This is a genomic window from Pseudomonas sp. 2 (genome assembly GCF_056627435.1).
Map to the genome: position 1 here is coordinate 491,571 of NZ_JBWXNG010000001.1, position 26,377 is coordinate 517,947.

Consider the following 26,377-nt stretch of genomic DNA (forward strand, 5'->3'; position numbering starts at 1 on the left):
TCTCACTCGACTGGCTGAAAATGTTGTCTTAGAGCCTGCCAAGTGATCACCTCGGCGGATCGATGACCGCTGCATGCCGCCCCATCAGCTCCACCACCCAGTCGATGAACACCCGCAACTTGAGGCTGATATGCCGGTTGGGCGGGTACGCCAGGTACATCGGCATGGTGTCCGCCTGCCAGTCTTCGAACAGCGCCACCAGTTCGCCGCGCGATGTCGCCTCAACCGCCATGTACTTCGGCAACCAGAGCACGCCCAGGCCGGCGATGCCCGCCGCCAGGAAGGCATTGCCGTCGTCGACTGCCAGCACGTAGCGTCCCTGGACTTGCAACGCCTCGCCGCCGCGCTGCAGGGCGAGAGGAAACAGCTTGCCGGTGCGGGCCCAGCGATAGCCGACCACCTGGTGGTGAGCATTTTCAAGATCGCGCGGGTGCTTCGGCGTCCCCGCGCGTTGCAGGTAGCCGGGCGCGGCGTAGACGCCCAGTTGCAGGTCGCCGATGCGTCGGGCCATCAGCGATTGGTCGGTGAGTTCGCCGCCGCGCACCACGCAATCGACGTTCTCGCCGATCAGGTCGACCCGGCGATCACTCACGCCCAGATCGATCTGGATGTCCGGGTAGCGTTCATGAAATTCCGGCAGCGCGGGAATCAGAATCGTGCGGGCGAATGGACTGGGCACGTCCACCCGCAGGCGCCCTCTTGGCGTTATCGCTGCACTGGACAGGCTGGTCTCGGCATCGTCTACATCCGCCAGCACCCGCACCGCGCGCTCGTAGTAGGCCGCGCCGTCGGCGGTGACGTTGACCTTGCGCGTGGTGCGGTTGAGCAGCTTGACCCGTAGGCGCGCTTCGAGCTGCTGAATCAGCTGGGTGACACTGGTCTTGCTCATGTGCAGGGTGGTCGCGGCCTTGGTGAAACTGCCGGTTTCCACCACCCGGACGAACGCCTGCATCGCATCGAAACGGTCCATCGCGGCTCCAGAAAAGTGCGGGATTTTTTGTCATTAATTGTTTGCCATTGATTGTTTGGAAAACGCAAACAGTGCTGAACAAGGTTGCGCGTTTATCCGCGCGGCGCAAGCCCCTTAAAGTGGCTCCATCGTCAACGACAACTCCCGATGGAGGCTTCACATGAACAATCGCCAAGTGGTATTCCCCGCTGGCCGCCAGGCGCTGTACGAACGCAATCGCTACTCGCCGGCGGTAAAAGCCAACGGGTTTCTGTTCGTCTCGGGCCAGGTCGGCAGCCGTGAAGACGGCTCTCCGGAACCTGAATTGCAGGCTCAGGTGCGCCAGGCCTTCAGCAACCTCAATGCGGTGCTCGCGGCCGCAGGCTGCACCTTCGATGACGTGGTCGATGTGACGGTGTTCATGGTCGATCCGCAATCGACCTTCGAACGGGTCTGGCAAGTGGTGCCGGAGTTCTGGGGCGAGGCGCCCTTCCCCAACGTGACGGCGGTGGGCGTGACCTGGCTGTACGGGTTCGATTTCGAGATCAAGGTGATTGCGAAGCTGCCGCAGGAAAGTGCCGCGTAAAGCTCACCCGCGCCGTGATGGGGAAATTTTCCGATACAAAAGTCCTTCTCATATGATATTAAATCTCATTTAAAGAACGACGTGTGTACTCGCCCGCCATGGCTTCGCTCAACGCCTCCCAACTCCACGAGCTGTACGAACAGCAGCACCGCTGGCTGCGCGGCTGGCTGTTTCGTCAGCTCGACTGCTCGCAGCGCGCCGCCGACCTGATGCAGGACACCTTCATGCGCCTGCTGCAAAGCCAGCAGGTGCTGGAGGTGCGCCAGCCCCGGCCATTTCTGGCCAAGGTCGCGCGCAGCGTGCTGTCCAATCACTACCGCCGCGCGCGGCTGGAGAAGGCCTACCTGGAGGTGCTGCAGGCCCAGGCCGAGACCGTCGGACCGGATCTGGCCACGCAACTGATCGTGTTCGAAACCCTGGTACGGCTGGACGAGGCGTTGTGCGAGCTGGAGATTCCGGTGCGCCAGGCGTTCCTGTGGTCGCAGCTCGATGGCCTGAGCCATGGTGACATCGCCGAGCGCTTAGGGATTTCCATCGCAACGGTCAAACGCCACATCATCAAGGCCGGCGCCCGCTGCCTGATGATCGCCATGCCCGAGGCGAGCGGTTCATGAACCGGGCCGACAACGGCGCGCAGGAGCAACTGCCGCTGCAGGTGTGTGAACAGGCCATGGAGTGGTGGCTCAGAACCCACGGCCAGCAGGCCAGTGCCTCGACCCTTGCCGCGCTCGAACGCTGGCGCAACGAATCGCGCCTGCATGAAATCGCCTGGCACCGCGCCCAGGTGCTGGCCGGGCAGATGAACGCCTTTCGCCAGAATGCCGATGCCGGTCTGGCCAAACGCGCGCTGCTCTCGGCGGACAGCACCGGCATCAGCCGACGCCGGGCGATCAAGAGCCTGGCATTGCTGCTGACTGCGGGCACTGTCGCCTGGACCGCACGCGACACCGCGCTGGTCCAGCGGGTGACGGCCGACTACAGCACCGGTGTAGGCGAACAGCGCAAGGTCGCGCTGAGTAGCCAGATCGAACTGCAGCTCAACACCCGCAGCGCCGTCAACGTGCAGCACCACAGCCAGCAGTGGCAGGTCGAGCTGCTGCGCGGGGAAGTGCTGATCGACACCCGGGCTGTGCCGCCTTTGCTGATGAAAACCGCCCATGTCGAAGCGCGGGCCACGGCGGCGCAGTTCGGCACGCGGCTGTTCGACAACGGCAGCACCCTGCTCTCGGTGTATCGAGGCTCGTTGCAGGTCAGCTCGGCGCAGGGCATCACCCTGCTCGATCAGGGCCAGCAGGCACGCTTCGGGCCTCTGGCCTTGTTGGAACGTGGCGCGCTGGAGCAGACGTCGGCGCCGTGGGCCGAAGGCATGATCGTCGCCCACGGCCAGCCGCTGGAGGCATTTCTTCAGGACCTGGGGCGCTATCGCTACGGCCACTTGAGCTGTGACGCTGCGCTGTTCGGGTTGCGCGTGTGGGGCACTTATCCGCTGGCCGACAGCGACCGGGTGATCGACGCCGTGGCCGATACTCTCAAGCTCGATGTGCAGCGTTTCACCCGGCTGTGGGTGAACCTGCGACAGCGCGAACGCAGCGCCTGAAACTTTTTTCGTCCTCGATGAGCCGTTTCGAATTCTGGCGAGACTCATAGGCCAGAGATCAGCATTGCACAGGAAACGGCACCCCATGTATCACGGCAACAAATCAGCGCTTCACGCACCTTCACTGTTCCCAGCATCGGCCAGCGGCATCGCTCAGGTCTGTGCGGTACTGGCCGCTTCGGCGCTGCCGGGCTGGGCACTGGCCGAAGACAGCAGCATCCGCCATTACGATATTCCCACTGCGCCGCTGGCCACTGCGCTGAACCAGTTCGGCCAGCAGGCGCACCTGTTGTTGTCGTTTCCGGAGGATCTGGTGGCCAACCGCATGAGCCACGCGGTCAAGGGAGACTACAGCGCCGAAAGCGCCCTGCAAGTGCTCCTGCAAGGCAGCCAGATCGTTGCCATTCGCCTGCCCGATGGGCGCTACACGTTTCAGCAGGCGGCGGACTCCTCAGCCATGCAGTTGCAGGCAACCTCCATCACAGGCATGGCGTTGGGGCTGGTCACCGAGGGCACCGGTTCGTACACCACCGGCGCTACGACCACCGCGACGAAACTGCCGTTGACCCTGCGCGAAACCCCGCAATCGGTCACCGTGGTGACCCGTCAGCAGATCGACGATCACGGCTCCCAGGACATCGGCGACGTGCTCCGCAACACGCCCGGCATTTCCCGCCAGGCCTATGACAGCGAGCGCATGGAGTATTCGGCGCGCGGGTTTGCGATCACCAACTACCAGTACGACGGCGTCAACACCATCTATGACGGGGTGTACGACGAAGGAACGACCCACGTCGACATGGCCACCATCGACCGCGTCGAAGTGATCAAGGGCGCGACGGGCCTGATGACCGGCTCGGGCGATCCGTCGGCGACGGTCAATCTGGTACGCAAGAAACCCACCCGGGATTTCAACGCGTCGGTCAGCGGCAGCGTCGGTTCCTGGGATGCCTATCGCACCGAAGCCGATGTGTCCGGCCCGCTCAATGACAGCGGTAGCGTGCGCGGTCGAGTGGTGGGCGCGTATCAGGACCGCAACTCGTATCAGGACCATTACTCGCAGAAAAAAGACGTGTTCTACGGCGTGCTCGAAGGTGACCTGACGCCCGACACCACCCTGACCTTCGGCGTCGACCAGCAGAGCGTCACGCCCCGCGGTTCGACCTGGACCGGCAACCCGGCCTACTACTCCGATGGCACGCGCACCCACTTCTCGCGCAGCTTCAACCCGGGCGCCGACTGGAGCCGCCGCGACTTCGATTCATTGACCTATTTCGCCAACCTCGAGCAGGCGCTGGCCAACGACTGGAAACTCAAGCTCAGCCTCGATCAGCGGACCACCGACCACGACACGCGCCTGGCCTCGGCCAGCGGCGGCAACCCGGACCCGGTCACCGGCGAAGGCATGTTCCTGTACTGGGGCCGCTGGGAAGGCCATCGCGTGCAGAACACCGCAGATATCAACGTCTCCGGCCCCTTCACCCTGGGCGGGCGTGAACATGAACTGGTCGCCGGTTTCATGGCCTCGCACTCACGGCAGACCGGCGCGACCTACGACACCTCGGCGTTCAGCGAAGTCCCCGGCAGCATTTTCGACTGGAACGGCCACCTGGCCGAGCAGGACTTCCCCAAGAACGGCAAGTACGAGCGCACCCAGAGCCAGAATGGCCTGTACCTGGCGTCACGATTCAAGCCCACCGATGACCTGTCGCTGATCCTCGGTGGCCGGCTCAGCACCTTCAAATACAACGAGGATTACACCTACTACCCCGGCAGCGGCACCGACGACACCCACGCCAGCTACAAGGAGCACGGGGTTTTCACGCCCTACGCCGGGGTGGTGTATGACCTCGATGACGTGTACTCGGTGTACGCCAGCTACACCTCGATCTACGAGCCACAGGTGTACAAGGACGCCAAGGGCTCGACCCTCGCGCCGATGGAGGGCAACAGCTATGAAACGGGGCTGAAGGCGGCATACCTGGACGGTCGCGTGAATGCCAGCCTGGCGTTTTTCCGCATCGATCAGGACAACGTCGCCGAGTCCATCGGCACCAATCCTGTGACCAACGAGGACATCTACAAGGCCATCGACGGCGCCACCACCAAGGGCGTGGAACTGGAAGTGGCGGGCGAACTGCTCGACGGCTGGAACCTGTCAGCGGGCTACACCTACGCCCGCACCCGCGATGCCGATGGCCAGCGCATCTACGGCTACCCGCTGACCACCACCAAACCCGAACACGTGGCCCGGATCTTCACCAGCTACCGGTTGCCCGGCGCGCTGGACAAGGTCACCGTCGGCGGCGGCATCAGTTGGCAGAGCAGCTTCTACGGGCAGATCTACAGCAACGCCGCAGGCGACTACACGCGCATCAAACAGGGCGGCTACAGCCTGGTCGACCTGATGACCCGCTACCAGTACAACGAACACCTGAGCTTTGTGGTCAACGCCAACAACGTGTTCGACAAGCGCTACCTCAGCGGCCTGGGCAACTTCGACACCACCTACTACGGCGAACCGCGCAACCTGATGCTCACCAGCCGCTGGGATTTCTGATCCGGGGATCGGCAGGCAATCTCGTCCTCGTAGCAGCACGGCTTGCCGGCGGGAGCGATCTTGAGTACGCCCCCGCGGGCAAACCCGGCTGCTACGGAACAGCGTCACGGCCGATCAGACCGCCAACAACCGCTCACGCAGCTTGGCGATTTCGTCGCGGGTCTGGGCGGCGGCTTCGAATTCCAGGTCGCGGGCCAGTTGGTACATCTTTTCTTCCAGTTGGCGGATGCGCTTGTTGATCTCGTTCGGCGAGCGCAGCTCGGCTTCGTACTTGGCGTTCTCTTCCGCCGCCTTGGCCATGCCCTTGCGCTTCTTGCTGCGCGCGCCGGGGACGGTGGCGCCTTCCATGATGTCGGTGATGTCCTTGACCACGCCTTTGGGGATGATGCCGTTGGCTGCGTTGAAGGCGATCTGCTTGTCGCGGCGGCGTTCAGTTTCGCCGATGGCGCGCTCCATGGAGCCGGTCATGTTGTCGGCGTAGAGAATCGCGTGGCCGTTGAGGTTACGCGCCGCGCGGCCGATGGTCTGGATCAGCGAGCGCTCGGAACGCAGGAAGCCCTCCTTGTCCGCATCGAGAATCGCCACCAGCGACACTTCAGGCATGTCCAGGCCTTCGCGCAGCAGGTTGATCCCCACCAGCACATCGAAGGTGCCCAGGCGCAGATCGCGGATGATCTCGACCCGCTCCACGGTGTCGATGTCCGAGTGCAGGTAGCGCACGCGCACGCCGTGGTCGGCCAGGTAATCGGTGAGGTCTTCGGACATGCGCTTGGTCAGCGTGGTGACCAGAATCCGCTCGTCCTTGGCAACCCGCTTCTGGATTTCCGAAAGCAGGTCGTCGACCTGAGTCAGCGCCGGACGAATCTCCACCTGCGGGTCCACCAGGCCGGTTGGCCGCACCACCTGCTCGACCACCCTGCCCGCGTGCTCGCCCTCATACGGGCCGGGGGTTGCCGAAACGAAGATGGTCTGCGGGCTGACCGCTTCCCACTCGTCGAAGCGCATGGGCCGGTTGTCCAGTGCCGAAGGCAGGCGGAAGCCGTACTCGACCAGGGTTTCCTTGCGCGAACGGTCGCCTTTGTACATGGCACCGACCTGCGGCACGCTGACGTGGGACTCGTCGATCACCAGCAGCGCGTCCGGCGGCAGGTAGTCGTAAAGGGTCGGCGGCGGCGCCCCGGCAGGACGGCCCGACAGGTAGCGCGAGTAGTTTTCGATGCCGTTGCAGTAGCCCAGCTCCAGAATCATTTCCAGGTCGAAGCGGGTGCGTTGCTCCAAACGCTGGGCCTCGACCAGCTTGTTGGCGCCGCGCAGGTATTCCAGACGCTCCTGCAACTCGACCTTGATCCCCTCCATGGCCTCCAGCAGCGTTTCGCGCGGGGTCACGTAGTGGCTCTTGGGGTAGAACGTGAAGCGCGGCAGCTTGCGGATGATCTCGCCGGTCAGCGGATCGAACGCCGACAGACTCTCGACTTCATCGTCGAACAGCTCGATGCGAATGGCTTCCAGATCCGATTCGGCCGGGAAGATGTCGATCACATCGCCGCGCACCCGGAAGGTGGCCCGGGCAAAATCCATGTCGTTGCGGGTGTATTGCAGGTCGGCCAGGCGGCGCAGCAAGGCGCGCTGATCGAGTTTGTCGCCGCGGTCCACGTGCAGGACCATGCGCAGATAGGTTTCCGGGCTGCCCAGACCGTAGATGCACGACACCGTGGTGACGATGATCGCGTCCTTGCGCTCCAGCAAAGCCTTGGTCGCGGACAGCCGCATCTGTTCGATGTGGTCGTTGATCGAGGCGTCCTTCTCGATGAAGGTGTCCGACGACGGCACGTAGGCTTCGGGCTGGTAGTAGTCGTAATAAGAGACGAAGTATTCGACGGCGTTGTTGGGGAAAAACGCCTTGAACTCACCGTACAGCTGCGCGGCCAGGGTCTTGTTCGGCGCCAGCACCAGGGTCGGCCGCTGCACCTGCTGGATGACGTTGGCGATGCTGAAAGTCTTGCCCGAGCCGGTCACGCCGAGCAGGGTCTGATGCGAAAGCCCGGCTTCGATGCCTTCGACCATCTGCCGGATCGCTTCGGGCTGGTCGCCAGCCGGCGCAAATCGGGTAACGAGCTGAAACTCGGACATATCGGACCTCTGTGTTCGCCTGTGCCGGAAAATTCCCGGGCGGGCGCGAAATAAGCGCGGACGCCTGATCCCGCCATAGGAAAAGACGCACGTATAAGGAAGTAATGGGACTACAAATGGAGCCCACAACGCCAGCTTTCAAGCGCGTCTCGGGACATTAGTCTGCACGACATGACTAATGGTCGAAATAATTCTGAAAAAACCCGGAAAAACCGGCCCCGGCCTGTCGCCCCCGCCCGCGATGCTCTCTATACTGACTCCCCGTTTGTGCACCGCTCTAGTGCATTCGGCCGGAGCGATGCAATCCATTCACTCCCATTCAGAGCCCCCGCAAAAATGAGCCTGTTTTCCGCTGTCGAAATGGCACCACGTGATCCTATCCTGGGCCTCAACGAAGCATTCAACGCCGATACCCGTACCACCAAGGTCAACCTGGGTGTAGGCGTCTACAGCAACGAAGAAGGGAAGATTCCGCTGCTGCGTGCCGTTGCCCAGGCAGAGGAAATCCGTGTCGCTCAACACGTGCCGCGTGGCTACCTGCCGATCGACGGCATCGCCGCCTACGACAAGGCCGTGCAGACCCTGCTGTTCGGTGCCGAGTCGCCACTGCTGGCCTCCGGCCGCGTGATGACCGTGCAGGCCGTCGGCGGTACGGGCGCTCTGAAGATTGGTGCGGACTTCCTCAAGCAGCTCTCGCCCAACGCCATCGTGGCCATTAGCGACCCGAGCTGGGAAAACCACCGCGCGCTGTTCGAAACCGCCGGCTTCCCGGTGCAGAACTACCGCTACTACGACGCTGCCACCCATGACGTGAACCGCGTCGGCATGCTCGAAGACCTGCAGAACCTGCCATCGGGCTCCATCGTTGTGCTGCACGCCTGCTGCCACAACCCGACCGGCGTGGACCTGACCCTGGAAGACTGGAAGAAAGTTCTGGAAGTTCTGAAAGCCAAAGGTCACGTGCCGTTCCTCGACATGGCCTATCAGGGCTTTGGCGACGGCATCGACGAAGACGCCGCTGCGGTGCGTCTGTTCGCCGAGTCGGGCCTGACCTTCTTCGCCTCCAGCTCGTTCTCCAAGTCGTTCTCGCTGTATGGCGAGCGCGTGGGTGCGCTGTCGATCGTCACTGACTCCAAAGAAGAGACTGCGCGCGTGCTGTCGCAGGTCAAGCGCGTGATCCGCACCAACTATTCCAACCCGCCGACCCACGGCGCGACCATCGTCGCCGCGGTCCTGAACAGCCCTGAGCTGCGTCAGCAATGGGAAGACGAACTGGCTGAAATGCGCCTGCGCATCCGTGGCATGCGTGAAGAGATGACCAATCGCCTGGCGAACAACGCAGCCGGTCAGGACTTCAGCTTCGTGGCGCGTCAGCGTGGCATGTTCTCGTACTCGGGCCTGACCACCGAGCAGGTGCATCGTCTGCGCAACGAGTTCGGCATCTATGCGCTGGATACCGGGCGTATCTGTGTGGCGGCGTTGAACAAGCGCAATATTGAGGTGGTGACCCAGGCGATTCTGGCGGTCATCTGACGCCTCGCTTGGTGCAAAAACGGGGGGAAGCGGATTTTGGTCTGCTTTCCCTTTTTTTGTGGTGTCTGATCTGGCGTAGTTATTCTGGCTAACGCCAGAGCTGTTTCGACTTCGTCAAATTAAGATCAAGATCAAGAGCGTTCTTCCTAACGTCAGACCTCTTTCGACTTCGTCGAGTTACTTGAAGGGACCAAGTAACCAAGTCCTTGTGCTCCTGGTTTGGCCCTGACTTCGTCAGGGTACCCTCTCTCCGGTCCCGCTCCGTGGGCCCGGCGCGAAAGGGCCATCCATGGCCCACGCGCCTCTCGCGGCATCCATGCGGCTCGACCCACTCCACGAGACCTGCGTTCGGCCTGCACCCAAGTCGCGATTTGTGGTGTCTGACCTATCGCGCATGAAGATCAAAAGCCAAATCAAAAGCGGGCAGAGTATGCCGTCCCGTAGCAGCCGAGCTTGCTCGCGGGTCGCCCTCAAGATCGATCCCGCCGGCAAGCCGTGCTGCTACGGGACGGCGTTAGCCGGTTGCTTTTGATGTTGATCTTCATGCGCAACAGCCCAGACACCACAAATCGCGACTTGGGTGCAGGCCGAACGCAGGCGATGTGGAGTGGGACGAGCGGCAGGATGCCGCGAGAGGCGCGTGGGCCATGGATGGCCCTTTCGCGCCGGGCCCACGGAACATCGCCGGAGTGGAGGGAAGTCCGACGAAGGAGGACCCAAACCAGGAGCAGGACACCTTGGTTACTTGAGTGTCTTTTCCAAGTAACTCGACGAAGTCGAAACAGGTCTGACGTTAGGAAGAACGCTTTTGATCTTGATCTTGATCAAAAAACCAACCATCAGTTAAGCAACCGCTGAATCTGCACCTGCAAACTGTCCATCGTAAACGGCTTGGCCAGAATCGGCGCCTTGCGCGCAATCGGGCTGCCCGACTCGACAATCTCCGCCGGATACCCACTGATGAAAATCACCTTCAACTCCGGCCGCAACTTCACCGCAGGCTCGGCAATCATCACCCCCGACACACCGCCGGGCAGCCGATAATCGGTGATCATCAAATCCAGGTGCGGCTTGGTCGCCAGAATTTCAAACGCCTGCTCGCCGTTCTCCGCCTGCAAAACCCGATACCCCTCTCCGGACAGATAGTCAGAGAGCAGCATCAGAATCAGCGGCTCGTCTTCGACGATCAGTACGACATTTTCTGCATCAGAGCTCATTGGGACGCCTTCGATCTTGTAAATAGCTGCCATTACGACCATGGCCCGCGCTGGAGGTTGCGCCGAAAAATCAGATATTTACCCCAGCGGTCATGCCAGCTCGAAGTGCAGGTGACGGCAGAATGGCAGCAGGGCTCTGGCCCAAGGTTTTCAGGCCTCAGAGCCCATTCAGAGCGGTAGGCTCACGCGGAACATCGAGCCCTTCCCCTCTTCACTTTCGACACTGATCGAGCCTCCGTGGGCGGCGACGATCTGGTCGGAGATGAACAGCCCAAGGCCCAGGCCGGCGATGGCGTGGCTGGCCGAGACCCGCTCGAACTGCTGAAAGATGCGCTGCTGGTTTTCGGCGCTGATGCCGATGCCCTGATCGCGCACTTCCACCCGCGCCTCATCGCCCTCGCAGTACACCCGCACCTCGATGGGCTTGTGGGCGCCATAGCGCAGGGCGTTGGTCAACAGGTTAGCCACCACCTGCTCCAGACGAAACTCGTCCCACACCCCGATCACCGGCTCGCGGGCATGCAGGGTCACGCTGCTGTCGGCGGCGGCGATCTGTGCGGCGTAGCTTTCCACCAGGTTGCTCACCAGCTCCGACAGATCGAACGCGCTGGTGCGGATCGACAGTTTGCCGGTGCGGATCCGCGAGACATCGAGCATGTCTTCAATCAGGCGGATCAGGCTCTGGATCTGCCGCTCGTCGCGTTCGACCATGGCCTTGAGCTTGTCCATGGTGAACGCCGAGGCGTTGTCCTTGGCCAGGTGCAATTTGCGCAACTGGGTTTCCAGGATCAGCCCGTTCAGCGGCGTGCGCACTTCGTGGGAGACGATGGACATGAAATCGTCGCGCATGCGGATCGCGTGTTCGAGTTCGTTCTGCGTCGACTTGAGCTCGCGCAGCAGCGCCTCCTGCTCCTGACGGCTGCGCTCGAGTTCTTCGACCTGCTCCTTCATGGCCTTGCGCTGGCGGTACAGGTCGACGAAGACGTTGACCTTGCTCTTGACCGCGTGGATATCCAGCGGCTTGTGCAGAAAGTCCACGGCGCCGCTTTCGTAGCCCTTGAACGCGTAGTTGTGTTCGTGCCCGGCGGCGCTGACGAAGATGATCGGGATGCTCTTGGTCTTCTCGGTGCTGCGCATCATCTCGGCCAGCTCGAAGCCGTCCATGCCCGGCATCTGCACGTCGAGAATCGCCATGGCGAATTCATGTTCGAGCAGCAGCGACAGTGCCTCGACAGCGGTTTGCGCCCGATACACCAGGCGGTCCTCACGCTTGATCAGCGCTTCCAGGGCGAGCAGGTTTTCCGGCAGATCGTCGACGATCAGCAACTTGGCAATGGTTTCAGTCAACATGCAATTCGTTCCAGCTCAACCAACAACCGCCCGATATCGGGCAAGGGCAAGAGAAAATCCGGTGTACTCAGGGCCAGCGCCGCCTCGGGCATGGTGCGCGCCAGGGCGCCGGCGGGGTCCTGGATCACGGTAAGACCACCGTACTCGTTGATTCGTGCCATGCCTTGCGCACCATCGTTGTTGGCACCGGTCAGCAGCACCCCGGCCAGCCGCGAATCGTAGGCGTCGGCGGCCGATTCGAAGAGGATGTCGATGCTGGGGCGCGAGTAGAACACCCGCTCTTCCTGGCTCAGCGACAGGCTCAAATCCCGTTCCACGGACAGGTGATAACCGGGCCCGGCGAAGTACAGCGTGCCCGGGGCGATGGTTTCCTTGTCTTCGGCTTCCTTGACCGGCATCGGCACGTGGGAAGCGAACACGTCGGCCAACAGGCTGCGGCGCTCGTCGGGCAGGTGCAGCACGGTGATGATCGGCAGGCGAAAGCCCCGGCGCAGCTGCTGGAAAACCTTCAGCAGCGCCTCGACCCCGCCGGCCGACGCACCGACCACGATGGCATCGACCTGGGGTAACGCGGGCTGATCGGCGTCGCTACCGGGAAAGGACGTTCTCATGATTTGCGATAGATCCGCTCTTGTTTGACCAAAGGCTCGAATCGATCCTTGAAAGCGGAAAACTCCAGGGTTTCCTTGCTGCCCAGTACCAGGAAACCGCGATGCCCCAATGACTCGTGGAACAGGCTGAAGGCCCGGTCCTGAAGCTTCTTGTTGAAGTAGATCAGCACGTTGCGACAGGAGATCAGTTGCGTCTCGGAGAACACGCTGTCGGTGGCCAGGCTGTGGTCGGCGAAGGTCACGTTCTCGCGCAGGGTCTTGTCGAAGATCGCGTAATCGTAGGCTTCGGTGTAGTACTCGGAAAACAACCGCTTGCCGCCTGCCTTGAGGTAGTTCTCGTTGTAGGCACGCACGTTCTCCATCGAGTAGATGCCCTGCTTGGCCTTCTCCAGCGACGCCGGATTGATGTCGGTGGCGTAGATGATGGCGCGGTCGAGCAGCCCTTCTTCACGCAACAGGATCGCCATCGAATAGACCTCCTCGCCCGTGCTGCATCCGGCGATCCAGATTTTCAGCGACGGGTAGGTCCTGAGCAGCGGCACCACTTCGTGACGGATCGCCAGGAAGTGCGTGGGGTCGCGAAACATCTCGCTGACCGGAATAGTCAGAAATTGCAGCAACTGCATGAACGCCGAAGGATCATGCAGTACGCGTTCCTGCAGCGCGGAAATGGTCTTGACCTCGAACTGGCGAAGCGCGTGACTGACGCGTCGCTTGATCGACGCGCCGGAATAATCACGAAAGTCGTAGCTGTATTTGAGGTAGATCGCTTCGATCAGCAAACGCAGTTCGATGTCGACGTTGCGCTCATGGGCCATCGGTAAAACCTGGTCTTTCTACGGGCGTGGTCAATTGATCGAATCCATTCAGATACGTTCCATTTTTGGCAACCACACCCGGATCAGCGAGAACAGCCGGTCCAGGTCGATCGGCTTGGCCAGGTAGTCGTTGGAGCCCGCCGCCAGGCAGCGCTCCTGGTCGTCCTTCATGGCCTTGGCGGTCACGGCGATGATCGGCAGCTTGCGCCAGCGCGGGTCCTTGCGGATTTCTGCGGTGGCTTCGTAGCCGTCCATTTCCGGCATCATCACGTCCATCAGCACCAGGTCGATGTCATCGACAGTCTTGAGCTTGTCGATGGCCTCCAGGCCGTTGCGCCCGACCTCGACGATGGCGCCCTTGTGTTCCAGCGCGCTGGTCAGGGCGAAGATGTTGCGCACGTCGTCGTCCACCACCAGGATCTTGCGCCCTTCGAACACGCGGTCGCGGCTGCGGGCGGTCTTGAGCATTTTCTGCCGCTCGTTGGACAACTGCGCCTCGACCTTGTGCAGGAACAGCGTGACCTCGTCGAGCAGGCGCTCCGGCGAGCGCGCGCCCTTGATGATGATGGTGCGCGAGTACTTGAGCAGCTCAGCCTCTTCCTCGCGGGTGAGGTTGCGCCCGGTGTAGACGATGACCGGCGGGAACGAGCAGATCTCGTCCGTGGACATGCGCTTGAGCAGGTCGTTGCCCAGCATGTCCGGCAGTTTCAGGTCGATGATCATGCAGTCGTAGGCGTTGTCGCGCAGCAGCTCCAGCGCGTCCTGGGCGAAGCCCACGGCGGTGATCTCGATGTCGTCGTCACCGATCAGCCGGGCAATGCTGTCGCGCTGCAGGGCGTCGTCTTCGACCAGCAGCACACGCTTGACCTTCTGCGTCAGCTTGGCTTCCAGGCGGGCGAACACGTCTTTGAGTTCTTCGCGGGTGGTCGGCTTGACCGCGTAGCCGATGGCGCCCATCTGCAGCGCGGCTTCCTGACGGTCTTCGACGGAAATCACGTGAACCGGAATGTGCCGGGTGCTTGGCATTTCTTTCAGGCGCTGCAGCACAGTCAGGCCGGAATGGTCGGGCAGGCGCATGTCCAGCAGGATTGCGTCGGGCATGAAGCTTGCCGCCAGATCGAAGCCCTCGTCGGCGGCGTGGGCCACCAGGCAGTGGTAATCCAGCTCGTGGGCCAGGTCGTAGAGGATATGGGCGAAGCGCACTTCGTCCTCGATCACCAGGATGCAGCGCTTGCTGAATGGCCCCTTGTCGCGGTCATCGGCGAAGCGCGGCGTGGCGTCGATCACCTGCGCCGCCGGAGCGACCACTGGCGCTGCCACAGGCGCGGCGGCCGGTTGCGCAATGGTTGGCACCACGGGTGCCGCGACCAGGCTGGCCTGCACCGGCAGCGGTGCAGTCTGCTCGACGTACTGCTCGGGCATGATCAGGGTGAACACGCTGCCCTCGCCCGGCACGCTGGACACCGAAATCGAGCCGCCCAGCAGGTGCGCCAAGTCGCGGGAAATCGACAGGCCCAGGCCTGTGCCGCCGTATTTGCGGTTGGTGGTGCCGTCGGCCTGATGGAAGGCCTCGAAGATGATCTGCTGCTGGTGCTCGGCGATGCCGATGCCCGAATCGCGCACCGTGAAAGCGATGCCTTCGTCGGGGCGACGCGAGACCGTGAGGCTGACCGAGCCGGCCTCGGTGAACTTGACGGCGTTGGACAGCAGGTTCTTGAGCACCTGTTCCAGACGCTGGCGGTCGGTGAACAGCGCCACCGGTGTGCCGGGCTGCACCTCCACCGAAAACTGCAGGTTCTTGTCACCGGCCAGCGGCTCGAAGGTCATGCGCAGGCTGTCTGCCAGACGGCTGATGCTGGTGTTTTCCGGACGCACATCCAGCTTGCCCGCCTCGACTTTGGCGATGTCGAGAATGTCGTTGATCAGGTTGAGCAGATCGTTGCCCGCCGAATAGATCGACTCGGCAAAGGTGACCTGTTCTTCGGTGAGGTTTTCGTGGGGGTTCTCAGCCAGCAGTTTGGCCAGAATCAGCGAGCTGTTGAGCGGTGTACGCAGCTCGTGGGACATGTTGGCGAGGAACTCGGACTTGTATTTGCTTGAGCGCTGAAGCTCGTCGGCCCGCGATTGCAGCTCGACCTGAGCGATGCTCAGCTCCTCGTTGTTGCGATCCAGCGCGTCACGCTGGCTGGCCAGCGCCCTGCTCTGCTCGGCCAGTTGCTCGTTGGTCTGCTCCAGCTCCACCTGCTGGGTTTCCAGATGGGCCTGAGACTCCTTGAGAATCCGCGACTGTTCTTCGAGCTCTTCGTTGGCGGTGCGCAACTCTTCCTGCTGCACCTGCAGCTCTTCGTTGAGCTGCTGGGTCTCGGCCAGCACTTCCTGCAGGCGCTGACGATAGCGCGCCGCTTCCACCGAAGTGCCGACGTTGCCGGCCACCAGTTGCAGGAATTCCAGATCCCGCGGCGTCAGTTCGCGCAGGAAGCCCAGTTCGATCACGCCGTTGACCGACTCGTCGTTGCGGGTTGGCACCACAACAACGCTGCGCGGCGAGCCTTCACCCAGCCCCGAAGTGACCTTGAAGTAGTCCTGAGGAAGGTCGTCCAAGGTGATGATCTGATTCTGCTCGGCCGCCTTGCCGACCATGCCTTCGCCGCTGAAGATCGACTGTTCCTGCAACTCCTGCTGGCGCGAGAAGCCATAGGACGCCACGCGTACAAGGCCGCCGTGCTCTTGGCGCACGTAAGCGGCCGCCACCACCGCGCCCAGATAATGAGCGAAGAACTGCAGAATGTTGCGCCCCAGCAGGTTCAGGGTCAGTTGCCCGATCACTTGCTCGGCCAGTTCGCTCTGGCCGTTGCGCAGCCAGGCCACGTGGGCCAGGCGCTCGGCGTCTTCCTGCTGGGCCTTGAGGTTGGCGGCGTAGGTCAATGACAAGGCAGTCATGTCTCTTCGGCCGACCCAGGCCAGAATACCGCTGACCAGCAAAATGAAGGCGATGTACACCGACACCGTCCAGATGGTGGTACGGGTCACGTCAGCGTTGCGAGATAGACGCAACTGATGCTCCACCGCTTCGGCCTGGTCGTACTGTTCGCGAATCTCATCAGTCAGGCGCTTGCCCCGCCGGGTTTGCACGGCGGTCTGGTAGTCGCCGTTGTTGCGGCGCAGGGTGATCATTTCCTGAGCGAAATCGTTCCAGGAGTTCTGCAGGGCGTTCAGACGTTTGAGGCGGTCGACCTGATCCGGATTGTCGGCCACCAACTCTTCAAGCCCCTTGAGTTCGGCCGCGATGCCGGGTTTGGCAACCTCATAAGGGTCCAGAAAACGCTCATCGCCGGTGAGCAGGTAACCGCGCATGCCGGTTTCCATGTCAATGGAAAGCTTGAGCGAGCGATTGATGTTGTTGATGACCCGGTCGGTGTGCTCCACCCACTGGATCGCCGACAGCAGGTAACTGATCAGCACGACGAAAAACACCGCGCTGAGCACTCCGACTCCAAGGGGTAATCCGACGTTGCGGCTCAACAGCTTGCGAAAACGTTGCTCATCGACTGCAGAGGTTTGGATCATCGCAAAAGGCCCGGTCAAATTCGACTAAACGACGGAGTGTGCCGTAATCGTCGGCAAAAAACTCCAGTTTCTGACACCCAAAATAGAACATTCCCACATTCGAATAGCTGCAAAAATGCCATTACTATACGTTTGAATGATTTTATCTCGCCACTACACCCAATTGAATTGTGTCGTTGACGCCGAGAACTTGTCACAATCGCTGGCTTAATTGTTTAGCAGATCGGGCGCCGATCGCCTGATCCTGCTTCCTCCCGCGCAAGGAAAATTTTCATGTCCAACCCGGCCAGCACCATCCTGGTGGTTGAAGATGACAGCATCGTCCGCATGCTGATCGTCGATGTGCTCGAAGAACTCAAGTTCAGCGTGCTCGAAGCGGCCGACGGCAGCGAGGCGCTGCAATTCCTGAAAAACCAGGGCCAGACCATCGACCTGATGATGACCGACCAGGGCCTGCCCGACATGCGCGGCACTGAGCTGGCCAAAGAGGCGGCCGCCCTGCGCCCGGCCCTGCCGATCCTGTTCGCCAGCGGCTACGCGGAAAACATCGACACCCCGGCCGGCACTCACCTGATCGGCAAGCCTTTCTCCATCGATCAATTGCGCGACAAAGTGAACAGCATTCTTGGCCAGTGATTCCCGCTCCCCTGCGCGCCACACCCATGTGCTGATCATCGGCTACGTGTGGCCCGAACCCCGCTCTTCGGCCGCCAGCGGCCATGTCATGCAACTGATCGACTGCTTTGTGGAACACGGCTGGCAGATCACCTTCGCCAGCCCCGCGACCGAGGGCGAGCACAGGGCGGATCTGGCGATGCTCGGCGTCACCGAAGTGGCCATCAAGCTCAATGACGCCAGTTTCGATGAGTTCGTCGCCGGCCTGCAGCCGGACGTGGTGCTGTTCGACCAGTTCCTGATGGAAGAGCAGTTTGGCTGGCGCGTGGAGAAACACTGCCCGAACGCCGTTCGCGTGCTGGAGACCTGTGACCTGCAGAGCATGCGCCACGCCCGGCATCAAACGCTTAAGGACTTGCTCAAAGCCGACGCCAACTCCGAGCGCTATGACCAGCTGTTCGCCACACCGGGCGCTGCCCTGTTCACGCAGATGGCCGAGACCGACCTCGCCCAGCGTGAAGTGGCGTCCTTCTATCGCTGCGATCTGAATCTGGTGGTGTCGGAGGTCGAAATCGAGTTTCTGACCCGTCATTTCCGCATCCCGCCCGAGCTGTTGCACTGGTGCCCGTTGATGCTGCGCGAGATTCCGGATGCCGGGAAGGGTTATGCCGAGCGCGCGCACTTCATGACCATCGGCAACTTCCGCCACGCCCCTAACTGGGACGCGGTGCTGTGGCTGAAAAACGCGATCTGGCCGTTGATCCGCCAGCAATTGCCGGGCGCCCAGGTGCATGTCTACGGCGCCTACACTCCGCCCAAGGCCACGGCGCTGCATAACGCCGCCCAGGGCTTCCACATCATGGATCGGGCCGAAGACGCCTTCGAAGTGGTGTCGGCGGCGAGAGTGTCGCTGGCGCCGCTGCGCTTTGGCGCCGGCATCAAGGGCAAGATCATGGACGCCATGGCCTGCGGCACGCCCAGCGTCACCACCCCGATCGGCGCCGAAGCCATGCACGGCGAACTGCCCTTCCCCGGCACGATCGCCAGCAACGCCCAGGGCCTGGCCGACGCCGCCGTGCGCTTGTACAACGAGCAGGCGTTGTGGGAACAGGCGCAACAGGCCGGCTGGCGAGTGCTGAGTGAGCGCTTCCGCTTCCAGATGCACTGCGCGACGCTGATCGAACGCATCGAGCAGATCCGCGACAATCTGGTAGCCCACCGCACCGCCAACTTCACCGGCGCGATGCTGCGCCATCACCAGCACAAGAGCACCCAGTACATGGCGCAGTGGATCGAGGCGAAGAATCGGGTTTGAAATACGCTCTCCCCTCCCTGTAGGAGCGAATTCATTCGCGAAAAATCGTTCAGTCGACACATTTGTATTGCCTGATCAACTGTTCGCGAATGAATTCGCTCCTACAAAGTGATTCCTGTGACCAGCACAAACCAATAATCTCCCTACTGCGCACGAGCCAACCGGGTTTTGTCAGACCGGATGTAACGCGACCAAAAAATAGTGCACATTACGGTCTGAGCAATCTTGTGAAGTGCGCCAGCAGCATGACCAAAACAACAAGAGTCACCGACCCTTCCTACGAGTTGATGGACGACCACAACGGTCTGTCGATCATCTACCGCGAGCACGGTTTTCCCTGCCCGCTGGTGCGCTGGCACTTTCACAAGGAGTACGAGCTGCACCTGATCGTGGCCAGTTCCGGCAAGGTGTTCGTCGGCGACTACATCGGCAACTTCTACCCCGAGACGCTGTTCCTCACCGGCCCCAACCTTCCGCACAACTGGATCAGCCAGGTCGAGGAAGATGAGGTGGTGCCCAAGCGGGACATGCTGGTGAACTTCACCGAGGAGCTTTTGGAAAGCGGCAATCAGGTGTTCGCCGAGCTCAAGACCCTGGCCCCGCTGCTGGAACGGGCGCAGTACGGCATCGAATTCCGCTGCAAGCGCACCATTCGCCAGGCGGTGAAACTGATGCAGAAGATCGCCGACTCCAACGGCATGACGCGTCTGGGGCATTTCTTCATTCTGCTGGAGCTCCTGGCGTCCAGTGACGACTTCCAGTTGCTGTCAGGCACCACCGCCTCGCAGCTGTCGGACGACCACGCGGTGGAGCGCACCAACAAGGCGGTGGATTACATCTTCACCCACTACGCCCGCGAGCTGACCCTGGAAGAAGTGGCCGACCATCTGGGCATGAAGCCCACCTATTTCTCCCGCGTGTTCAAGCAGGCCACCGGCCGCACCTTCGTCGAGTTCGTCAACCGCCTGCGCATCAGCAAATCCTGCGAGCTGCTGGCCGATGGCGAGAAACCGGTCACCGACGTGTGTTTCGAATCCGGCTTCAACAACATCTCCAACTTCAACCGACGCTTCCAGCAGCTCAAGGGCATGACGCCGTCGCACTACCGGCGCCTTGCGGTGCAGCGCCTGACCGAACAGAACCTGTACTGATTCGTTACTGCCTCCCCGCAAAAAACGCGATTTTTCAGACGTTCCCCCCGTAGCAACACGGCTTGCCGGCGGGAGCGATCTTGCGCACGCACCCGCCGGCAAGCCGGACTGCTACGGGTGCCAGGCCTGTTCCAGAGCGGTTGGCCATGCGACAGCCTGGATCCCATCGACTACGCTGCAACTGCGCCGAAACACGCCGGATCGTCACTGTGGTGTGTTTTCGCCTGAACTCCGAGTGCAAAAAAGTATCAGTTCCAGTGTGTCGCAGGATTTGTCACCGATCCTGCGCGACGTTGTAATCAACGGACATTCTTCCGGGTCTTTGGAAGGAACAACAACAATAAACCAAGCTTCTGCCGTTCTCTGAACGCAGGAGAGGAGAGATACATGAAGACCTCTGCAAAAGTTCTCCTTGCCAGCACCTGTCTCACGCTCAGCACCCTCGCCTGCGCAGGCGAAGTGACCATCGCCACCGTCAACAACAAAGACATGATCCGCATGCAGGCGCTGTCGAAGGAATTCGAAGCCAAGCACCCGGACATCAAACTCAATTGGGTGGTGCTGGAAGAAAACGTACTGCGCCAGCGCCTGACCACCGACATCGCCACCAAGGGCGGCCAGTTCGATGTGCTGACCATCGGCATGTACGAAGCCTCGCTGTGGGGCGCCAAGGGCTGGCTGCAGGAAATGAAAGACCTGCCGGCCGAGTACGATCTGGACGACGTGTTCCCCTCCGTGCGCGACGGCCTGTCGGTGGACAAGAAGCTGTATGCGCTGCCGTTCTACGCCGAAAGCTCGATGACCTATTACCGCACCGACCTGTTCAAGGCCGCCGGCCTGACCATGCCGGACAAGCCCACCTGGACCCAGATCGGTGAGTTCGCGGCAAAACTCACCGACAAGAGCAAGGACCAGTACGGCCTGTGCCTGCGCGGCAAGGCCGGCTGGGGCGAGAACATGGCGCTGATCAGCACCCTGGCCAACTCCTATGGCGTGGCCTGGTTCGACAAGGACTGGAAACCGCAATTCGACCAGCAAGGCTGGAAGGACGCGCTGACCTTCTACGTCGACAACATGAAGAAATCCGGCCCGCCCGGCGCCTCCAGCAACGGCTTCAACGAAAACCTGGCGCTGTTCAACAGCGGCAAGTGCGCCATCTGGGTCGACGCCACCGTGGCCGCTTCGTTCGTCACCGACAAGTCCCAGAGCAAGGTCGCCGACAACGTAGGCTTCACCTTCGCCCCGCACGAGACCAGCGACAAGGGCTCCTCCTGGCTGTACTCGTGGGCGCTGGCAATTCCCAGCAGTTCCAAGCACAGCGAAGACGCCAAGACTTTCACCACCTGGGCCACCTCCAAGGAATACGCCAAGCTGGTGGCCGACAAGGAAGGCATCGCCAACGTGCCGCCAGGCACCCGCGCCTCGACCTACAGCGACGCCTACATGAAGGCTGCGCCGTTCGCCAAGGTCACCAAGGAGTCGCTGGACGCGGTCGACCCGACCAACTCCAAGCGTGAAGGCGTGCCGTACGTGGGCATCCAGCTGGTGACCATCCCCGAGTTCCAGGCCATCGGCACGACAGTCGGTCAGCAATTCTCTGGCGCCCTGACCGGTCAGATGACCGTGGATGCAGCGCTCAAGGCCGCACAGAGCTCCACCGAACGCGAGATCAAGCGGGCCGGGTATCCGAAGAAATCGTCCTGATCCTCTCAGGGCCATGCCTTGACGAAGGGGCCCAGCCCCTTCGTCATCCCGTTCGCAGCAGGTCGGAGTCACCATGAACACCACCACCGTCCCCCACGCCGCCAAGGCCGATGACGCGCAGCACCGTCGCACCAGCACGCTGAAAAAGCCCGGCTGGTTCCTGGTCAGCCCGTCGGTCCTGTTACTGCTCGTCTGGATGATCGTGCCGCTGGGCATGACCGTCTACTTCTCGCTGATGCGCTACAACCTGCTCGATCCGGGCAATGAAGCGTTCGTAGGCCTTGAGAACTTTCAATACTTCGTCACCGACAGCGGGTTCATTCCCGGTGCGTTGAATACCTTGCTGCTGGTCGTCAGCGTGCTGGCCATCAGCGTCGTGCTCGGGGTGCTGATCTCGGCGCTGCTCGAAGCCAGCGAATTCCTCGGTCGCGGCATCGTCCGTGTGCTGCTGATTTCCCCGTTTTTCATCATGCCCACCGTCAGCGCGCTGGTGTGGAAGAACCTGATGTTCCACCCGGTGTCGGGCATTCTCGCGGCGGTCTGGAAGTTTTTCGGCGCAGAACCGGTCGACTGGCTCGCCACCTACCCGATGCTGTCAATCATCATCATCGTCGCCTGGCAGTGGCTGCCGTTCGCCATTCTGATCCTGATGACCGCCATGCAGTCCCTCGACCAGGAACAGAAAGAAGCCGCACGCCTGGACGGCGCAGGCCCCATCGCGATCTTCTGGCACCTGACGCTTCCGCATCTGGCGCGGCCGATTGCCGTGGTGGTCATGATCGAGACCATCTTCCTGCTCTCGGTGTTCGCCGAGATCTTCACCACCACCAACGGTGGCCCGGGCTACGCCTCGACCAACCTGGCGTTCCTGATCTACAACCAGGCGCTGTTGCAGTTCGACGTCGGCATGGCCTCGGCCGGCGGCCTGATTGCCGTGGTGATCGCCAACATCGCTGCCATCATCCTGGTGCGGATGATCGGCAAGAACCTGACCGAAAAAGGCTGAGGACACGACCATGATGACCCTCAAGCAATCCCGCAGGCTGCAGAGCCTGACCCTGGGCGTGCTCTCCTGGCTGATCGCCGCGCTGCTGTTTTTCCCGATCTTCTGGATGGTGCTGACCAGCTTCAAGACCGAGCTCGACGCCTTCGCCACGCCACCGCAGTTCATCTTCACGCCGACGCTGGAGAACTACCTGCACATCCAGGAGCGCAGCGACTACTTCCACTTCGCCTGGAACTCGGTGCTGATTTCCTTCAGCGCGACAATTCTGAGCCTGCTGATTTCGGTGCCGGCGGCGTACTCCATGGCGTTTTTCGAGACGAAGAACACCAAGCGCACGCTGCTGTGGATGCTGTCGACCAAAATGCTGCCGTCGGTGGGCGTTCTGGTGCCGATCTACCTGCTGGCCAAAAGCATGAACCTGCTGGATTCGCGCCTGGTGCTGATCGTGATCTACACCCTGATCAACCTGCCGATCGTGGTCTGGATGATTTACACCTACTTCAAGGACATCCCCAACGACATCCTCGAAGCCGCCCGCCTGGACGGCGCCACCACGCGCCAAGAAATCTTCCGCGTGCTGATGCCGATCTGCAAAGGCGGCCTTGCGTCCACCGGCCTGCTGTCGCTGATCCTGTGCTGGAACGAGGCGTTCTGGTCGCTGAACCTGACCTCGTCCAACGCCGCGCCGTTGACCGCGCTGATCGCCTCGTATTCCAGCCCCGAAGGCCTGTTCTGGGCCAAGTTGTCGGCGGTCTCGACCCTGGCCTGCGCGCCGATCCTGATCATGGGCTGGGTCAGCCAGAAACAGCTGGTGCGCGGCCTTTCGTTTGGTGCGGTGAAATAAATTGAGTTGAGCGAAGCGAACCCCTTCATGTGGGAGCCGGCTTGCTGGCGAATGCAGTGTGTCATTCACGCAGCAGCGTCTGAACCGACGCATTCGCCAGCAAGCCGGCTCCCACAGGGGTGAACGTTTAACGTTTGCAAAGAACAAAACTGGAGCCCCACATGGCTAACCTGACAATCAGAAATCTGCAAAAAGGCTTCGACGGCCACCAGATCATCAAAGGCATCGACCTGGACGTCAACGACCGCGAATTCGTGGTGTTCGTCGGCCCGTCCGGCTGCGGCAAATCCACCCTGCTGCGCCTGATCGCCGGCCTTGAAGACGTCACCAGCGGCACCATCGAACTCGATGGCCGCGAGATCACCGAAGTGTCTCCGGCCAAGCGCGACCTGGCCATGGTGTTCCAGACCTACGCCCTGTACCCGCACATGACCGTGGGCAAGAACCTGTCCTTCGCCCTGGACCTGGCCGGTACGCCCAAGGCCGAAGTCGAGAAGAAAGTCGCTGAAGCGGCGCGCATTCTTGAACTGGGCCCGCTGCTGGAGCGCAAGCCCAAGCAACTGTCGGGCGGCCAGCGCCAGCGCGTTGCGATCGGTCGGGCCATCGTGCGCAACCCGAAAATCTTCCTCTTCGACGAGCCGCTGTCCAACCTCGACGCCGCGCTGCGCGTGCAGACCCGCCTTGAGCTGTCGCGCCTGCACAAGGAGCTGGAAGCGACGATGATCTACGTGACCCACGATCAGGTCGAAGCCATGACCCTGGCCGACAAGGTGGTCGTGCTCAACGGTGGGCGCGTGGAGCAGGTCGGCTCGCCGCTGGAGCTGTATCACCACCCGGCCAACCTGTTCGTTGCGGGCTTTCTCGGCACGCCGAAAATGGGCTTTCTCAAGGGCAAGGTCAGCCGGGTCGAATCCGCCGGCTGCGAAGTCACGCTGGACGCCGGGACGAAAATCAACCTGCCGTTCACCAACGCCCAACAGAGCGTCGGCGATGCGGTGACCCTGGGCATTCGCCCGGAACATCTGGAACTCGCCAAAGACGGCGACTGCACGCTGCAAGTGGTGGCCGACGTCAGCGAACGCCTGGGCAGCGACACCTTCTGCCACGTGCGCACCCGTTCCGGCGAAATGCTCACCATGCGAATTCGTGGCGACCTCGCCAGCCAGTTCGGCGAAACCCTGAACCTGCATCTGGATAGCAGCCATTGCCATCTGTTCGACGCCCAGGGCCAGGTCATTCGCAAAGCCATGCAGGCCGCCGCCTGAGCCGGCGGCACTCACAGAATCAGGAATGCAGTCATGAAACTGAACCAACACAACCTCTCCAATCTGGGCGCTGGCGTGGCCGTGCCCGCCTACGCCCTCGAAGACCGCCGCCAGGGCATTGCCCATATCGGCGTCGGTGGCTTCCACCGTGCGCATCAGGCGTTTTACACCGACGCGCTGATGTCTCTCGGTGCCAGGGACCAGAGCGGCGAAGGCCTGGACTGGGCCATCTGCGGCGTCAGCCTGCGCGAGGAAGACCGGGCCAATTTCGAAGCGCTCAAGGGCCAGGATTTCCTCTACACCCTGTTCGAACTGGGCGACACCCCGGACACCGAAACCCGGGTGATCGGCGCCATGAGCCAGATGCTGATGTCCACCGACAACGACTTGGCGCTGATCGACAAGCTGGCCAGCCCCGGCATCCGCATCGTCTCGCTGACCATCACCGAAGGCGGCTACTGCATGGACGACAGCACCGGCGAGTTCATGAGCCACTTGCCGCAAATCCAGCACGACCTGCAGCACCCGGCTACGCCTAAAACCGTGTTCGGTTACCTGTGCGCCGCACTGGCCAAACGTCGCGCCGAAGGCACCCCGGCGTTCACCGTGATGTCCTGCGATAACCTGCCCCACAACGGCGCCGTGACCCGCAAGGCGCTGCTGGCTTTCGCCAAACTGCGCGACGCCGAGCTGCACGACTGGATCGCCGCCAACGTCAGCTTCCCTAACGCCATGGTCGACCGCATCACCCCGATGACCAGCACCGCCCACCGCCTGCAGCTGCACGACGCCAAAGGCATCGACGATGCCTGGCCGGTGGTCTGCGAGCCTTTCGTGCAGTGGGTGCTGGAGGACAAGTTCGTCAACGGTCGTCCTGCCTGGGAAAAGGTCGGCGTGCAGTTCACCGACGACGTCACGCCCTACGAGGAAATGAAGATCAAGCTGCTCAACGGCAGCCATCTGGCGCTGACTTACCTAGGCGCGCTCAAGGGCTACCGCTTCGTTCACGAAACCATGAACGACCCGCTGTTCGTCCAGTACATGCGCACCTACATGGACCTGGACGTCACCCCGCAACTGGCGCCGGTGCCGGGCATCGACCTGACCGAGTACAAACAGACGCTGATCGACCGCTTCTCCAATCAGGCCATCGCCGACCAATTGGAGCGGGTCTGCTCGGACGGCTCGTCGAAGTTTCCGAAATTCACCGTGCCGACCATCAATCGCCTGATCGTCGACAGCGGCAACATGGACCGCGCATCCCTGGTGGTCGCGGCCTGGGCGCTGTACCTGCAGGGCAATCGTAATGGCGATTTCAAAGGCGAGAACGGCGTCGAGTACAAGGTCGTCGATCCGCGCGCCGACTTCTGCAAGGCGCTGGTGGCCGATGACGTGCTGATCACTCAACGCCTGCTGGAAGTGGAAGAAATCTTCGGCGCGGCGATTCCGAAATCCGCCGAGTTCGTGGCATCGTTCGAACACAACCTGAACAGCCTCAAGCAATTGGGCGTCAGCAAAACCCTGGAAAACCTGTTGGCGAAAACCATCCGAGCTTGAGA

General features: G+C 61.8%; 20 protein-coding genes. 13 read left to right on the forward strand and 7 right to left on the reverse strand.

All coding sequences use genetic code 11. The annotated features are described in order from the left end of the window. Window positions 1–46: 46 nt before the first annotated feature. Entirely contained in the window at window positions 47–970 is a 924-nt protein-coding gene (locus tag AC1MEK_RS02290; protein WP_480394638.1) for a LysR family transcriptional regulator, read from the reverse strand. Window positions 971–1,130: 160 nt separating this feature from the next. Between AC1MEK_RS02290 and AC1MEK_RS02295 the strand changes: the two genes are divergently transcribed. From AC1MEK_RS02295 to AC1MEK_RS02310, 4 genes are all read left to right on the forward strand, one after another. After that, a complete protein-coding gene (locus AC1MEK_RS02295) occupies window positions 1,131–1,535 on the forward strand; it encodes a RidA family protein (protein WP_480394639.1) in 405 nt (134 codons plus the stop codon). Between the two features lie 98 nt (window positions 1,536–1,633). Then, entirely contained in the window at window positions 1,634–2,149 is a 516-nt protein-coding gene (locus tag AC1MEK_RS02300) for a sigma-70 family RNA polymerase sigma factor (protein WP_480394774.1), read from the forward strand. After that, the gene (locus AC1MEK_RS02305; protein WP_480394640.1) at window positions 2,146–3,132 is read left to right on the forward strand and encodes a FecR domain-containing protein; all 987 of its coding nucleotides are present in this window, start codon (window positions 2,146–2,148) and stop codon (window positions 3,130–3,132) included. The genes AC1MEK_RS02300 and AC1MEK_RS02305 overlap by 4 nt, the downstream gene beginning before the upstream one ends. 85 nt (window positions 3,133–3,217) lie before the next feature. After that, window positions 3,218–5,692, forward strand: a complete 2,475-nt coding sequence (locus AC1MEK_RS02310; RefSeq protein WP_480394641.1) for a TonB-dependent siderophore receptor — start codon at window positions 3,218–3,220, stop codon at window positions 5,690–5,692. Window positions 5,693–5,806: 114 nt separating this feature from the next. Here AC1MEK_RS02310 and uvrB read toward each other — a convergent pair whose 3' ends face one another. Then, on the reverse strand, window positions 5,807–7,822 hold the full coding sequence (uvrB, locus tag AC1MEK_RS02315) for an excinuclease ABC subunit UvrB (protein WP_480394642.1): 2,016 nt from the start codon (window positions 7,820–7,822) through the stop codon (window positions 5,807–5,809). Between the two features lie 336 nt (window positions 7,823–8,158). Here uvrB and AC1MEK_RS02320 point away from each other — a divergent pair, with 336 nt between their 5' ends. After that, window positions 8,159–9,355, forward strand: a complete 1,197-nt coding sequence (locus tag AC1MEK_RS02320) for an amino acid aminotransferase (RefSeq protein WP_480394643.1) — start codon at window positions 8,159–8,161, stop codon at window positions 9,353–9,355. Between the two features lie 839 nt (window positions 9,356–10,194). Here AC1MEK_RS02320 and AC1MEK_RS02325 read toward each other — a convergent pair. The 5 genes from AC1MEK_RS02325 to AC1MEK_RS02345 form a co-directional block, all read right to left on the reverse strand. Beyond that, window positions 10,195–10,572, reverse strand: coding sequence for a response regulator (locus AC1MEK_RS02325; RefSeq protein WP_480394775.1), 378 nt, complete (start codon window positions 10,570–10,572; stop codon window positions 10,195–10,197). Window positions 10,573–10,740: 168 nt separating this feature from the next. Beyond that, the gene (locus tag AC1MEK_RS02330; protein WP_480394644.1) at window positions 10,741–11,922 is read right to left on the reverse strand and encodes a hybrid sensor histidine kinase/response regulator; all 1,182 of its coding nucleotides are present in this window, start codon (window positions 11,920–11,922) and stop codon (window positions 10,741–10,743) included. Further along, window positions 11,916–12,533, reverse strand: a complete 618-nt coding sequence (locus AC1MEK_RS02335) for a chemotaxis protein CheB (protein ID WP_480394645.1) — start codon at window positions 12,531–12,533, stop codon at window positions 11,916–11,918. The genes AC1MEK_RS02330 and AC1MEK_RS02335 overlap by 7 nt, the downstream gene beginning before the upstream one ends. Further along, on the reverse strand, window positions 12,530–13,351 hold the full coding sequence (locus AC1MEK_RS02340) for a CheR family methyltransferase (RefSeq protein WP_480394646.1): 822 nt from the start codon (window positions 13,349–13,351) through the stop codon (window positions 12,530–12,532). Before AC1MEK_RS02340 ends, AC1MEK_RS02335 begins: the two co-directional genes overlap by 4 nt. A gap of 48 nt (window positions 13,352–13,399) precedes the next feature. Continuing rightward, window positions 13,400–16,918 (reverse strand): response regulator, encoded by a 3,519-nt coding sequence (locus AC1MEK_RS02345; protein ID WP_480394647.1) that lies wholly within the window; start codon window positions 16,916–16,918, stop codon window positions 13,400–13,402. 273 nt (window positions 16,919–17,191) lie between these two features. On the opposite strand from AC1MEK_RS02345, the gene AC1MEK_RS02350 reads away from it, so the two are divergent. The 8 genes from AC1MEK_RS02350 to AC1MEK_RS02385 all read left to right on the forward strand — a co-directional run bounded on the left by AC1MEK_RS02350 (window position 17,192) and on the right by AC1MEK_RS02385 (window position 26,375). Further along, window positions 17,192–17,554, forward strand: coding sequence for a response regulator (locus AC1MEK_RS02350; RefSeq protein WP_480394648.1), 363 nt, complete (start codon window positions 17,192–17,194; stop codon window positions 17,552–17,554). Continuing rightward, complete coding sequence (locus AC1MEK_RS02355) at window positions 17,544–18,848, forward strand: glycosyltransferase (protein WP_480394649.1); 1,305 nt, start codon at window positions 17,544–17,546, stop codon at window positions 18,846–18,848. The genes AC1MEK_RS02350 and AC1MEK_RS02355 overlap by 11 nt, the downstream gene beginning before the upstream one ends. 245 nt (window positions 18,849–19,093) lie before the next feature. Then, window positions 19,094–19,999 (forward strand): helix-turn-helix domain-containing protein, encoded by a 906-nt coding sequence (locus tag AC1MEK_RS02360; protein ID WP_480394650.1) that lies wholly within the window; start codon window positions 19,094–19,096, stop codon window positions 19,997–19,999. Window positions 20,000–20,386: 387 nt separating this feature from the next. Further along, window positions 20,387–21,703, forward strand: a complete 1,317-nt coding sequence (locus AC1MEK_RS02365; RefSeq protein WP_480394651.1) for an ABC transporter substrate-binding protein — start codon at window positions 20,387–20,389, stop codon at window positions 21,701–21,703. A gap of 73 nt (window positions 21,704–21,776) precedes the next feature. After that, window positions 21,777–22,709 (forward strand): carbohydrate ABC transporter permease, encoded by a 933-nt coding sequence (locus AC1MEK_RS02370; RefSeq protein ID WP_480394652.1) that lies wholly within the window; start codon window positions 21,777–21,779, stop codon window positions 22,707–22,709. 10 nt (window positions 22,710–22,719) lie between these two features. Further along, window positions 22,720–23,553 (forward strand): carbohydrate ABC transporter permease, encoded by an 834-nt coding sequence (locus AC1MEK_RS02375; protein WP_480394653.1) that lies wholly within the window; start codon window positions 22,720–22,722, stop codon window positions 23,551–23,553. Between the two features lie 161 nt (window positions 23,554–23,714). Then, window positions 23,715–24,818: an ABC transporter ATP-binding protein gene (locus AC1MEK_RS02380; protein WP_480394654.1), complete on the forward strand. Its 1,104-nt coding sequence runs from the start codon at window positions 23,715–23,717 to the stop codon at window positions 24,816–24,818. A gap of 33 nt (window positions 24,819–24,851) precedes the next feature. Then, complete coding sequence (locus AC1MEK_RS02385; RefSeq protein ID WP_480394655.1) at window positions 24,852–26,375, forward strand: mannitol dehydrogenase family protein; 1,524 nt, start codon at window positions 24,852–24,854, stop codon at window positions 26,373–26,375. Window positions 26,376–26,377: the final 2 nt, after the last annotated feature.

What these genes read in the sequence shown, in the direction of transcription:
- AC1MEK_RS02380 (WP_480394654.1), top strand. Translation starts at nt 23,715, where the DNA reads ATGGCTAACCTGACAATCAGAAATCTGCAAAAAGGCTTCGACGGCCAC.
- AC1MEK_RS02350 (WP_480394648.1), top strand. Translation starts at nt 17,192, where the DNA reads ATGTCCAACCCGGCCAGCACCATCCTGGTGGTTGAAGATGACAGCATC.
- AC1MEK_RS02365 (WP_480394651.1), top strand. Translation starts at nt 20,387, where the DNA reads ATGAAGACCTCTGCAAAAGTTCTCCTTGCCAGCACCTGTCTCACGCTC.
- uvrB (WP_480394642.1), bottom strand. Translation starts at nt 7,822, where the DNA reads ATGTCCGAGTTTCAGCTCGTTACCCGATTTGCGCCGGCTGGCGACCAG.
- AC1MEK_RS02375 (WP_480394653.1), top strand. Translation starts at nt 22,720, where the DNA reads ATGATGACCCTCAAGCAATCCCGCAGGCTGCAGAGCCTGACCCTGGGC.
- AC1MEK_RS02295 (WP_480394639.1), top strand. Translation starts at nt 1,131, where the DNA reads ATGAACAATCGCCAAGTGGTATTCCCCGCTGGCCGCCAGGCGCTGTAC.
- AC1MEK_RS02310 (WP_480394641.1), top strand. Translation starts at nt 3,218, where the DNA reads ATGTATCACGGCAACAAATCAGCGCTTCACGCACCTTCACTGTTCCCA.
- AC1MEK_RS02300 (WP_480394774.1), top strand. Translation starts at nt 1,634, where the DNA reads ATGGCTTCGCTCAACGCCTCCCAACTCCACGAGCTGTACGAACAGCAG.
- AC1MEK_RS02385 (WP_480394655.1), top strand. Translation starts at nt 24,852, where the DNA reads ATGAAACTGAACCAACACAACCTCTCCAATCTGGGCGCTGGCGTGGCC.
- AC1MEK_RS02330 (WP_480394644.1), bottom strand. Translation starts at nt 11,922, where the DNA reads ATGTTGACTGAAACCATTGCCAAGTTGCTGATCGTCGACGATCTGCCG.
- AC1MEK_RS02345 (WP_480394647.1), bottom strand. Translation starts at nt 16,918, where the DNA reads ATGATCCAAACCTCTGCAGTCGATGAGCAACGTTTTCGCAAGCTGTTG.
- AC1MEK_RS02320 (WP_480394643.1), top strand. Translation starts at nt 8,159, where the DNA reads ATGAGCCTGTTTTCCGCTGTCGAAATGGCACCACGTGATCCTATCCTG.
- AC1MEK_RS02305 (WP_480394640.1), top strand. Translation starts at nt 2,146, where the DNA reads ATGAACCGGGCCGACAACGGCGCGCAGGAGCAACTGCCGCTGCAGGTG.
- AC1MEK_RS02360 (WP_480394650.1), top strand. Translation starts at nt 19,094, where the DNA reads ATGACCAAAACAACAAGAGTCACCGACCCTTCCTACGAGTTGATGGAC.
- AC1MEK_RS02340 (WP_480394646.1), bottom strand. Translation starts at nt 13,351, where the DNA reads ATGGCCCATGAGCGCAACGTCGACATCGAACTGCGTTTGCTGATCGAA.
- AC1MEK_RS02335 (WP_480394645.1), bottom strand. Translation starts at nt 12,533, where the DNA reads ATGAGAACGTCCTTTCCCGGTAGCGACGCCGATCAGCCCGCGTTACCC.
- AC1MEK_RS02325 (WP_480394775.1), bottom strand. Translation starts at nt 10,572, where the DNA reads ATGAGCTCTGATGCAGAAAATGTCGTACTGATCGTCGAAGACGAGCCG.
- AC1MEK_RS02290 (WP_480394638.1), bottom strand. Translation starts at nt 970, where the DNA reads ATGGACCGTTTCGATGCGATGCAGGCGTTCGTCCGGGTGGTGGAAACC.
- AC1MEK_RS02370 (WP_480394652.1), top strand. Translation starts at nt 21,777, where the DNA reads ATGAACACCACCACCGTCCCCCACGCCGCCAAGGCCGATGACGCGCAG.